We start from the raw sequence: 11,478 nt of genomic DNA, 5'->3' as shown, positions 1-11,478 counted from the left end.
AACCAAGGATCCATTGAATGCGGGGATGATAAAACACAGGCCTTGAGTTTTGGTTCCATTCCGCTTGGGAAATTTCCTGATCCGAGCCTTAAGCTCTCAACACCGCGGGAACGCTCAGAGCATCCGTTTCGGGGTGGATTTGAGGGAGCGACGCTCGAAAGCTACCAGAACCAGGCTGGCGGTGACGATAAGAGCTGCACCGATAAATACATTATGGGCAGGAATTTCAGCCCAGATAGCATAGCCGTAGGCAAAGGCCCAGATCAGCCCGGTGTATTCGACGGGAGCGAGTGCAGATGCGGGAGCGTGCCGAAATCCCTCGTATAAAAGGTACTGACCGAGCGTCGCTACCAACCCCAGACCGATCATCAAGGCCCACCCCTGAAGATCCGGGCTCTTCCATATCCAGGGAAACGATGCGGCGCATGCAAGCGCGAACAACAGGCTTGTCGCATACATCTGCGTCAGTGTTGTTTCGCTGCGGCTGACGAGACGGATGAGGATAGTGGACCATGCCCAGCAGAAGCCTGCCACGATACACAGTGCCGCTGGCACCCAGTTTGGCGAACCGGCGGGATTGGCCGCAACCACGACACCGACGAACCCGATGAAACAGGCAAGCCATCTGCCGAGCCCGATCGCCTCCTTGAGGACGACAATGGACAGCAGCATCACCATGATCGGTGCGGAAAAGTATAGCGTCGTCAATTCGGCAAGGCCGAGATAGCGGGCGGAGTTGTAGAAGAGCAGCCACGCCAAAGCATAAGTGCGGCGCGCAGCACGACAGTTCCCCGATAGCGACTTTTCAGGATCGAAGGATGGCGGTAATGGAAGGCGAGCGTGCCTGTGATCACGACGATAACTAGGCTTCGCATAAACAGAATTTGAGGTACTTGGTATGTTGCGACCAGCCATTTGACCAGCGCATCCTGCAAGGCGAAACAGGAATATCCCATGGCGGCGAGCGCAATGCCGTAAAGTGGTCTTGCTTCGACCGATGCAGATGTCATCGCCTTGGTGCCTGTCATTTCCGCGTCCACTGGAATCCCGCCTCTCACGACGGTTGAAGATGGGTCTACGGCTATCATGCCACTTTAACAAGTTCTGATATTGCGCAGCCTCAAAACTCTCCAACAGGCGGGCTCTAAAGCAAAACGCCGCCCCTGCGGGCGGCGTTGTATCGTGATCGTTGGCTCAGTCGAGACGAGGAGCGTGTATCGTCAGGAAGTGGCGAACAACCGGCTTTTCGATGCCGCTGTGGTAAGCCAGAACCTTGCCTTGCAGATCGGCATCCGCATTGGACACCCGTTTGTGTTGGCGAAGGTGCTCGGCCCAGGATTCCACCATGAACCATTCCACGATCTTCTGTCCGTCTGCTGCATCCTCTGTCACGCCCCAGCCATAGGCACCATCGCGGCGGCGTTCATGGGCCAGATCGTTGATTGCCTTCAGGAATTCGGCGCGGTTTTGCTTCTCGACCTGGTATTCGATGAGGATCAGCACAGGACCGCGATCATGGGCAACGGGTTCTTCGACGAGCGGTTCGGGCCAATGGTTGGAGGGAATGAGATCGGCCTCGCCAGTGGGTAGTTTCAGGCGATGCATGATGAAGCCAGCAATCAAAAGGCTGACCGCGCCGATAAGAAGGGTCGCCGGAATGCCAACTGCCGATCCAATCGCACCCCAGCCGAGGCTACCGGCGGTCATCGCACCGTTGAAGACGGTCAGATAAACGGCCAGACCACGACCCCGCACCCAGTTCGGCAACACGGCCTGCGCAGTTCCGTTCAGTGTGGTGAGAGCGGTGATCCAGGCAGCGCCAAGGAACAGAAGCACGACGATGGCGAGCCATTGCGGCGGTGCGAAGGAAAGTGCCGTCATGACGAGAGCGGTGACGATTGCAGAGCCGAGCAGAAGGCCATCGGAACTGAGATGTTCGCGCAGCTTAGGCATGATGAGGGCGCCGCCGATGGCACCGGCACCAACGGCACCGAGCAGTATACCGTAGAAGCTCGCATCTCCACCAAGCAGCTGGCGTGCGACGAGTGGCAGCAAAGCCCATACCGCACTTGCAAAGGCAAAGAAGATCGCTGCCCGGACCAGAACTACATGTAGCGGGCGGCTCGATTTCGTGTAACGCAGACCGGCACGGAATGCGCCGAAGAAGTTTTCCTGGAGAGCGTCGTTGGCGTTCTTTGCGCGAGGCCACCAGATCAGGGCGGCGATGACGACGATATAGCTTGCCACATCTGCGCCATAGGTAACGGCTGCGCCCAAGGCAGCAAGCAGAAGTCCGCCCACCGCAGGCCCGATGGAACGGGCAATATTGATGCCGAGGGAGTTCAGCGCCACAGCACTTTTGACATCCTGCCGGGGAACGAGTTCAGGCACGATGGCTTGCCATGTCGGACCCATCAGGGCTGCACCAATACCGCCAAGGAAGGTGAGGCCGATCAGCGCGCTGACGGACAGCATGCCTGTGTAGGAAAGCGTCATCAAGGTGATGCTGACTGAGGCCAGCAACAGCTGGATCGCGATGAGAAAACGGCGTCTATCCAGAATATCGGTGAGGACACCTGCGGGGATGGCGAGCAGAAAGATCGGTAGAGTGGCCGCAGCCTGAACCATCGCAACGGCTGCAGGCGATGCCGAAAGGTCGGTCATCAACCAGGAACTCGCCACATCGCGCATGAAACTGCCGGTGTTGCCAAGAACGGTAGCGGCCCAAAGGACGGCGAAAACGGGTTGACGAAGCGGCGCGAAGCTACCCCCGGAATTGTTTGCGGAGGTCATGCGCGTGTTCCTTTTGCTAGATCGATTGCGGCGACAAAAACAAACGCGCCCGCAAGGCCGATATGTTCGAAGAAGGCGTTGGTCGCCATGTTGCGCTCCATGCCGGAAGGAAGCTCCCAGAAGCGCAAGGCAATGAAAGTTGCTGCAACCGTGAAGCCTGCGAGGGCAAGTGCGCCCAACCAGCGTTTGAAGCCGGAAACGACCATCGCGGAGGTGACGAGTTCAAAGGCAATGACGATAACGGCAAGGCCCGCTGCCGGGTGCAGCCCGAAATGGTTCATCTCGGCAATCGCGCCGTTGAAATCGTAAATCTTCGTGGCCGGGCCTTGAATATAGGCGGCGCATAGCGCCAGAAGCGCTGCCGAATGGGTGGCAGGCGAAGCGATTATCCGGCTAAATATGTTCTGGTTTTCATAGGTGTCTACACTCATCACGTCAGCTCCGTTTTCAGCGCCGACTTCGAAAGCGGCGTCTATTGATCCGATGGGAGGAGAATGCGCGAAACTTTGAATTGAGTGAATTGTATCAATTTTTGATATTTAATTGCGTATTTCGCAATAGTTGTTCGCGGCAAAGAATGGCGGCGGGTTGAGGCCCACCGCCATCCATATCTTCGTCACACCGCCCAGCAGGAGCAACCAAGCGCACCGAAGAAGCCTTTCAGGTCCGCAATCGGCAGTTTCGAGGTCCACGCACCCGCGTGGTCGTGGCCGTGGACACCGCAATCGCTTGCGCAGCCGCAGGAAGTGATCGCCGTGCGGCGAAGCGAGCGTGCGCCCGCACCTTCCGGCTCTCCCCATGCCGCATATCCGCCGAACTTGCGAACGGGCGACCAGTCCGGCATTGCTGGAGGAACGTCGTTCTCGTCCAGCGTTTTGAAGTCTCCCGCGCCATAGACGATCTTGCCGCCGACCATGGTGAGGTCTGATGTGAGGAAGGAAATCTCGTCCTCCGGGCAGGAGAAGAAGTCCTTGCTGGGGATGAGAAGGTCTGCAAACTGGCCTTTCTCGATGCGGCCCTTCTTGCCCTCTTCGTTGGAGAACCATGTCACCTTTTCGGTCCACATGCGAAGTGCCGTTTCGCGGTCCAGGCAATTGGCGCGCGGGTAAAGCTGCATGCCGCCCACGGTCTTGCCGGTTATCATCCAGTAAAGCGAAACCCACGGGTTGTAAGAGGCGACGCGGGTCGCGTCCGTTCCTGCCGAGACGTTGACGCCCTTGTCCAGCATACGGCGGATGGGCGGCGTGGCTTCGGCGACGCCGTGGCCGTATCGCTCGACGAAATATTCGCCCTGATAGGCCATACGATGCTGTGTCGCGATGCCGCCGCCGAGAGCTGCGATGCGATCGATGGAGCGCTCGGAAATGGTCTCGGCATGGTCGAAGAACCAGTTGAGGCCTTCCAGCGGAATGTCTCTGTTGACCTTCTCAAACACGTCAAGCGAGCGGCTGATCGTTTCGTCGTAAGTCGCGTGCATGCGCCATGGCCAGCGATTTTCCGCCAGCACCCGCACGACCTCTTCAAGCTCGCCTTCCATTTCTGGCCCCATTTCGGGACGCGGCTGGCGGAAATCTTCGAAATCCGCTGCCGAGAAGACCAGCATTTCGCCTGCGCCGTTGTGGCGGAAATAGTCGTTGCCCTGCTTATATTTGACGTTGGCCGTCCAGTTCAGGAAGTCTTCCTTTTCCTGCTTCGGCTTCTGGGTGAAGAGGTTATAGGCAAGGCGCACCGTCAACTGGTTTTCGTCCGACAGCTTCTGGATGACCTCATAATCGTCAGGGTAGTTCTGGAATCCGCCGCCCGCATCGATGACGCCGGTTACGCCCAGCCGGTTGAGCTCCCGCATGAAGTGACGCGTGGAGTTGACCTGATATTCAAAGGGCAGCTTCGGTCCCTTGGCCAGCGTTGAATAAAGAATGCCCGCATTCGGCTTGGCCAGAAGCATGCCGGTGGGGTTTCCATTGGCATCCCGGGTTATTTCGCCGCCAGGCGGGTTCGGCGTGTCGCGGGTGTAACCGACAGCGCGCAGGGCAGCGCCGTTCAAGAGCGCGCGATCGTAAAGATGCAGCAGGAAGACCGGCGTGTCCGGCGCGATAGCATTGATCTCTTCGATGGTCGGTAGGCGCTTTTCCACGAATTGATGTTCGGTAAAGCCGCCAACCACGCGCACCCATTGCGGGGCAGGCGTGATAGCCACCTGACGCTTGAGCATGTCCATGGCATCGGCCAGCGAGCGAACGCCATCCCAGCGCAGTTCCATGTTGAAGTTCAGACCGCCGCGCACGACGTGAGTGTGGTTGTCGATCAGGCCGGGGAGAACGCGCTTGCCCTTGAGATCGACGATCTTGGTCTCTGGACCGGCATGCGCCATGATTTCGCTGTCCTCGCCCACAGCAAGGAACTTTCCGTCCTTGATGGCGACGGCGCTGGCGGTGGGATTGGCACGATCAAGCGTGGTGAACAGGCCGTGATGAAGAATGAGGTCGGCGTGCATTGGCTGCTCCGGGCTTTGTAAGGAAGTGAAAATAAATCTCTTTTGCATTTAGCGATATATGGCCGGTCGGGAAACCAGCCATTATCGCTCATCAACTATCGGATTTCGCTTGCCTATCGCGCAGGCTTGCGACATCGGCGCTGCGCTCACCTTTCGGCAGATGGCCGAACATGTGTGGCTTGATCTGGTTGATCCAGGAGATTGCAGCGGGCTCCTTGCTCCAGAGCGTTTTTGCAAAGGGAACGACCTGTTCGCCCACAAGGATGCCGAGAAGACCTACGAGGGCAATGACCGGGGGAGCCGGAGAGCGAACGTTGAGAAGGCTGTAAATGATACCGACCAGCAAACCGGCACCGAGTGAGAAAAGATAGACTTTCATGGGAACCTCCGTGTGATTGGGAAGCCGCTCTGCACCGTTTGCAGAGCGGCGTTGGACAATATGCTTACTTGGCTGGGTTAGGGCCGATGCGCTTGCCGTGCTTGACGCGCTCTTCAACGCCGTGAACCATGGTGTAGGCGTAATCAATGCCCATGCCGTACGCACCGGAGTGTTCCTTCACGAGTGTGGTCACGGCATCGTAGGTTTCCTTGCGAGCCCAGTCACGCTGCCATTCCAGAAGAACCTGCTGCCATGTAACAGGGATGACGCCAGCCTGAACCATGCGGTCCATCGCGTATTTATGCGCATCCGAAGAGGTGCCGCCGGAAGCATCGGCAACCATGTAGATTTCATAATCCGGCACATCGTGTAGGGCTGATAGGGCGAAGGTCGTGTTGCAGACTTCCGTCCAAAGGCCGGAGACGACGATCTTCTTGCGGCCATTGGCGGCATTCTTTGCCAGTGCATCGCGGACATTCTGGTCATCCCAGGAGTTCATGGAGGTGCGCTCTAGGATATCGTTCTCCGGATAGACGGCCAGCAGTTCCGGGAAGGTGTTGCCGGAGAAGGACTGGGTTTCGACGGTGGTGATCGTGGTCGGGACGTTGAAGATTTTGGCGGCCTTGGCAAGACCGACGACGTTGTTCTTGAGCACCTGACGGTCGATGGACTGCACACCGAAAGCCATCTGCGGCTGCTGGTCGATGAAGATGAGCTGGCTGTTGGAAGGGGTCAGAACTTCGAGCTTGGACATGATATTACTCCGTTGAATGATGTGCCGCTGTGCGGCGTTTGAAATTGACAAGCCTTCGGTGGCCGGCTGCCCGGAAGAGGCAGCCGCTTGAAGGCGGTTGGTGAAGGTGCGGTTAAGTTGGTTTATGCTGCGAGCGGGACAAGTCCCGCTTCGATCCTGTTGCGGAAGGGTTCATAACGGCTTGGCAGCTTGAGCGCTTCGCCGAGATGGGCCGTATCCTCGTCCCGGTTGAAGCCGGGTTCGTTGGTGGCGATTTCGAAAAGGATGCCGCCCGGCGTCCTGAAATAGATCGCCCAGAAATAATCCCGGTCGATGACCGGCGTTACCTGGTATCCCGTGTCCATCAGCGCCTTGCGAACTTCGAGCTGCTTTTCACGGTTTTCGACCGCAAAGGCGAGGTGGTGGACGGAGCCTGCGCCTTGGCGGGCGAAGGGCGTCTGCGGCAGGGCGGCGAGATCGATACTGTCTGCTCCGTTGCCGCCGGGGATGACGAAGCGGGTGACGTCGCCTTCTGTGTCTGCGCGCTGATATCCCATGAATTCCAGCAGTTCGGCGGTCGCTGCCGTATCGTGAAGATTGAAGCGAGCGCCTGCAAAGCCGCGGATCGCATGATCGTCGTCGATACCGGCATTCGCCCAGGGTGAGCGGCTGTCATCTGCCGTTTCGATCATGGCCAGCCCATCACCATCAGGACCGGTGAAGCGGAGGCGGCTTGCGCCGAACACGGTGTCGCTTTCGATGCCGTTGACGCCCTTTGCGATGAGGCGGTCCTTCCAGAAGGACAGCGAGCTTTTCGGCACCGAGAACTGGGTTTCTCCGACTTCGCCTACTCCGGCACGGCCAGTTGCCATGTTATCGAAGGGGAAGTAGGTCATGACGGTGCCGGGTGTGCCCTGCTCATCACCGTAGTAGAGGTGGTAGACGGAGGGCTCATCGAAGTTGACGGTCTTCTTGACGCGGCGAAGGCCGAGAGTGTCCGTGAAGAACCGGTTGTTGCTTTGCGCATCCGACGCCATCGAGGTGACGTGGTGCAGTCCCTTGATATCCTTTATCATGGTCGGTGCCTTTCGTGTTTGGCTGTGTTCGTTTCGATGAAATGAGTTTTAGCCGACTTGATTGCTGCACGGAATTGCAATATTTTTGTCGAATGAATTATCAATTTTGAAATAATCGAGATGAATGATTACAAGGCACTGAAGACATTCCTGCTGGCGGCCGAGAAGCGCAATTTCGCGCAGGTGGCGCGTGAACTCGATATGACGCCCGCTGCCGTAACCCGCGCCATCGCGGCACTCGAAGACGATCTCGGCGTTCAGCTCTTCGTGCGCACTACCCGCCAGGTGTCACTGACCACGGACGGGGCCGTCTTCGCGGCCCAGATCAAGCCAGCCGTGGATGCGCTGGAAGATGCGCGGCGCGACGTGAAAAACGCGCATAAGGCGGATCAGGGCCGGTTGCGGATCAGCGCTCCGACATGGCTCGGAAAGACGGTGCTTCCGCCTATCCTATCCGCCTTCCGCGATCTCTACCCCAAAATGGCTTTCGAGATTTCCGTCTCCGATGGGTTGGTCAATATCGTCGATGACGACTACGATCTTGCAATCCGCATTTCGTCCGCACCGTCGGACAAGTTTACGATCTGGCGCAAAATCCGGGCGGTGCCGCGTATTCTCGTTGCGGCTCCCGGAAGCCGGTTTACGGAGATGAAGCACCCTAGCGAGCTGACGCCGGATGATTGCCTGGCCTATAGCGGCGAAAGTCGCCGAGAAAACTGGCTGCTATCCGATGGTGGTTCGAGCATAGCGATAACGGCTGGACGTGCCTTCAGTGCCAATAGCGGTGAGGTGCTGGCGGATATGGCCTCGGATGGTGCGGGCGTTGCCATGCTTCCCGGCTTCAACATTGCCGAGCATATAAGGACGGGACGTTTGGTCCATGTCTTCAAGGGCTGGGCACCGCCCGAACTATGGCTGACGCTGTATTATCCGCCCTATCAAGCCCTTCCGCCACGCATCGCGACCTTCTCGAAATTTTTCGAAGAACAGGTACCGGCCTATATGGTGTCGATAGATTAATGGCGTTTGCCGGAAGGCGGGCTTGAAAACAAAAAAGCGAGGGGGTGACCCTCGCTTTCATCATCGAAACAGGCGTTCAGCTTTTAAAGGCTGCGGCCGATATCGAGGAATTTCTGGCGACGCTCGGCGCGTAGCTGGCTTCCCGATTGCGGAACGAGATCCTTCAGTGCATCCTCAATCGTCTTGCCGGTTGCAGCAATAACGGTTGCCGGATCGCGGTGCGCGCCACCCATTGGTTCGGCAATGATGCCGTCGATGACGCCGAGACCCTTCAGGTCGTCGGAAGTGATCTTCATGTTGGTCGCCGCTTCCTTGGCGCGGGTGGAGTCGCGCCAGAGGATGGAGGCTGCACCTTCAGGCGAGATCACCGAGTAGATGGCATGTTCCAGCATGTAGACGCGGTTGCCAGTCGCGATAGCGATTGCCCCGCCGGAGCCGCCTTCACCGATAACGACGGAGACGATCGGCACCTTCACGTTGAGGCACATTTCAGTCGAACGAGCGATGGCTTCCGCCTGCCCACGTTCTTCCGCGCCGACGCCTGGATAGGCGCCTGCCGTATCGATCAGCGTAATGACCGGAAGGGAGAAGCGGTCGGCCAGTTCCAGAACGCGGATCGCCTTACGATAGCCTTCCGGGCGCGGACTGCCGAAATTGTGCTTGAGGCGCGACTTGGTGTCGTTGCCTTTTTCCTGGCCGATGATGGCGACAGGCTGACCGTTGAAGCGACCGAGGCCAGCCTGAATGGCAGCGTCTTCGGCAAACTTGCGGTCACCGGCAAGCGGTGTGAAATCCGTAAACAACGCGCTGGCGTAGTCGATGAAATGCGGGCGCTGCGGATGACGCGCAACCTGCGTTTTCTGCCAGGCGTTCAGCTTCGAATAGATGTCCTGCATCGCATCGTTGACGCGGGATTCAAGGCGCGAAATCTCCTCCGAAGTGTCAATGCTCTCGTCTTCGGCAGCAAGCTTCTTCAGCTCGAGAATCTTGCCTTCAAGGTCCGAGATCGGTTTTTCGAAGTCGAGATAGTTGTGCATGAGATCCGTTTCCGATCGTTTTGCGCAAGGTTTGACCGGGTGTTCCCGGCGGTTCCGGTCGCTCTAATCAAGCTTTTTGCCGCTTTTGGCAAGGGGGTGGTGCGTTTGTACCAGCTCTTGAAGGCGTTCTTCCAGCACATGTGTATAGATTTGTGTCGTGGAAATGTCCGAATGGCCGAGCAGTTCCTGCACCGCACGCAGGTCTGCGCCGTTCTGTAAAAGATGGCTGGCAAAGGCGTGCCGCATGACGTGTGGGGATATTGCGGGCGGGCTTATGTTGGCGCGAATGGCAATGTCTTTCAGGTCGCGGGCAAAAACCTGCCGCGGCAAATGGCCTTCCTTGCTGATGGAGGGGAAGAGCCACGGGCTCTCGACTATCGCCTTCTTTTCCGGCGTGAGCGCCTTTCGCGCCCGGTCATACATATCCATCGCCTCCATGGCGGCGCGGGAAAGCAGCACCATGCGGTCCTTATTGCCCTTGCCCCGGATCATCAGGAAGCGGCCTTCGTGGCGCAAAACCTTTGCCGGAAGCGACACCAGTTCGCTGACGCGCATTCCGGTTGCGTAGAGGAGTTCCAAAAGAAGATGCATGCGGATGCGGGCAAGCTGCCCCGGTCCTTCTCTCTGTGCCTCACTCGCAGCCAGCGCCAGAAGCTTGGTAACCTCAGCCACGCTCATTGTTTTCGGTAAGGCGCGGCCTCTCTTCGGCGCGTCGAGAATGCCGGTCGGGTCATCGGTGCGCAGGCCTTCGGCATAGAGGAACTTGTAAAACTGCCGCATGGTGGACAGCCGCCGTGCCTGCGAGGTGGTCGCAAAACCCAGTGTTGAGAGATGATTAAGATAAGCGGAAAGATCGGCGGTCGCCGCTTCTGAAACGGGCGTGCCTCTGCCTTGCATGAATTCCTGCAAATCATTGAGATCGCGCTCGTAAGCCTCAAGCGTATTGCCAGCGGCACCGCGTTCCGCGCTCATCATTTCCAGAAAACTTTCAAGCCTTGCGGCGTCCTGACCGGCCATTGTCGCTGCTTACGGAGTGGGCGGGTTCAGCCGCTCTGAGGGAATGCGCACCGTGACTTCCCGCTCTCTTGGCTGCACAAGCGCCACAAGCGTTACCATGCTTCCATAGATGATGGCCGCAATTGCTGCCAGAATGAAAATGAATCGAAACAGGGTGGGCATGGATACTCCGGTGCGCTTCTCAAGCCCTGCCTGTAGAAACATCTGGGCAGGGACAAGGCGGAACCGCCGCAACATGAAGCATTTGCAATGCCTGTCGTGGTCGATTCTGCGTCCTATAAGGCGTGATTCAGCTTGACGCTTGGTAAACATTTGCAGATACCGATGCCAAACGGGCCATATTCATGAGCGAAACCAACATCACCATTGCCCAAACTCTGGGTGACAAAGCGCGGGCGAAGCTCGGTAGACGCAATATCATTTTCGTCGGCCTGATGGGCGCGGGAAAATCGGCGATCGGCAGAACCATCGCGCAACAATTGAAGCTGCCATTCATCGATACGGATGACGAGATCGAGCGTGTTTCGCGCATGACGATTACCGAGCTTTTCGCCAGCTATGGCGAAACGGAGTTTCGGGCATTGGAAACCCGGGTCATCAAGCGGCTCTTAAGAGGTGGGCCGAAGGTCGTCTCTACCGGCGGCGGTGCCTTCATCAACGAGAATACACGCAGACACATCAAGCGCGGCGGTCTTTCCGTATGGCTGAAGGCCGATCTCGACGTGTTGTGGGAACGCGTCAACAAGCGCGATCACCGGCCGTTGCTCAAAACGGAAAATCCCAAGGCGACACTGGCTGCGCTGATGGAAAAACGTTACCCGATCTACGAGGAAGCCGACATCACCATCGCTTCGCGTGATGTGCGCAAAGACATTATCGTGACCGAAGTGCTGGAAGCCATTGCCGGTGCGCAAAAGAGAGCCTGATTG

The 11,478-nt window shown here is 57.8% G+C and carries 11 protein-coding genes and 1 pseudogene; 2 read left to right on the top strand and 10 right to left on the bottom strand.

Going from position 1 to position 11,478, the window contains the following annotated elements:
* Positions 1–114: 114 nt before the first annotated feature.
* From G6L28_RS13625 to G6L28_RS13595, 7 genes and pseudogenes are all read right to left on the bottom strand, one after another.
* A pseudogene (locus G6L28_RS13625) lies at positions 115–1,010 on the bottom strand (DMT family transporter).
* A 184-nt stretch (positions 1,011–1,194) separates the two neighbouring features.
* Positions 1,195–2,793, bottom strand: coding sequence for an MFS transporter (locus G6L28_RS13620; protein WP_174064372.1), 1,599 nt, complete (start codon positions 2,791–2,793; stop codon positions 1,195–1,197).
* A complete protein-coding gene (locus tag G6L28_RS13615; RefSeq protein WP_174064371.1) occupies positions 2,790–3,224 on the bottom strand; it encodes a DoxX family protein in 435 nt (144 codons plus the stop codon). Before G6L28_RS13615 ends, G6L28_RS13620 begins: the two co-directional genes overlap by 4 nt.
* Positions 3,225–3,409: 185 nt before the next feature.
* Positions 3,410–5,287 (bottom strand): amidohydrolase, encoded by a 1,878-nt coding sequence (locus tag G6L28_RS13610; RefSeq protein ID WP_174064370.1) that lies wholly within the window; start codon positions 5,285–5,287, stop codon positions 3,410–3,412.
* Positions 5,288–5,378: 91 nt separating this feature from the next.
* Positions 5,379–5,666 (bottom strand): XapX domain-containing protein, encoded by a 288-nt coding sequence (locus tag G6L28_RS13605; RefSeq protein WP_174064369.1) that lies wholly within the window; start codon positions 5,664–5,666, stop codon positions 5,379–5,381.
* Between the two features lie 64 nt (positions 5,667–5,730).
* Positions 5,731–6,420: a hydrolase gene (locus tag G6L28_RS13600; RefSeq protein WP_174064368.1), complete on the bottom strand. Its 690-nt coding sequence runs from the start codon at positions 6,418–6,420 to the stop codon at positions 5,731–5,733.
* Between the two features lie 122 nt (positions 6,421–6,542).
* Positions 6,543–7,475, bottom strand: coding sequence for a VOC family protein (locus G6L28_RS13595; protein ID WP_174064367.1), 933 nt, complete (start codon positions 7,473–7,475; stop codon positions 6,543–6,545).
* Between the two features lie 120 nt (positions 7,476–7,595).
* On the opposite strand from G6L28_RS13595, the gene G6L28_RS13590 reads away from it, so the two are divergent.
* A complete protein-coding gene (locus G6L28_RS13590; protein ID WP_174064366.1) occupies positions 7,596–8,495 on the top strand; it encodes a LysR family transcriptional regulator in 900 nt (299 codons plus the stop codon).
* A gap of 83 nt (positions 8,496–8,578) precedes the next feature.
* On the opposite strand, the gene G6L28_RS13585 is transcribed toward G6L28_RS13590, so the two are convergent.
* From G6L28_RS13585 to G6L28_RS13575, 3 genes are all read right to left on the bottom strand, one after another.
* The gene (locus G6L28_RS13585) at positions 8,579–9,532 is read right to left on the bottom strand and encodes an acetyl-CoA carboxylase carboxyltransferase subunit alpha (RefSeq protein ID WP_174064365.1); all 954 of its coding nucleotides are present in this window, start codon (positions 9,530–9,532) and stop codon (positions 8,579–8,581) included.
* 63 nt (positions 9,533–9,595) lie between these two features.
* The gene (xerD, locus tag G6L28_RS13580) at positions 9,596–10,549 is read right to left on the bottom strand and encodes a site-specific tyrosine recombinase XerD (RefSeq protein WP_174064364.1); all 954 of its coding nucleotides are present in this window, start codon (positions 10,547–10,549) and stop codon (positions 9,596–9,598) included.
* 9 nt (positions 10,550–10,558) lie between these two features.
* Entirely contained in the window at positions 10,559–10,786 is a 228-nt protein-coding gene (locus tag G6L28_RS13575) for a hypothetical protein (RefSeq protein WP_174064327.1), read from the bottom strand.
* Positions 10,787–10,893: 107 nt separating this feature from the next.
* Here G6L28_RS13575 and G6L28_RS13570 point away from each other — a divergent pair, with 107 nt between their 5' ends.
* Positions 10,894–11,475: a shikimate kinase gene (locus G6L28_RS13570; protein ID WP_174064363.1), complete on the top strand. Its 582-nt coding sequence runs from the start codon at positions 10,894–10,896 to the stop codon at positions 11,473–11,475.
* Positions 11,476–11,478: the final 3 nt, after the last annotated feature.

This window comes from Agrobacterium larrymoorei (assembly GCF_013322225.1).
In the GTDB taxonomy this organism is placed as follows: Bacteria; Pseudomonadota; Alphaproteobacteria; order Rhizobiales; family Rhizobiaceae; genus Agrobacterium; species Agrobacterium larrymoorei_A.
This window is presented reverse-complemented; position numbering and strand designations above follow the sequence as displayed.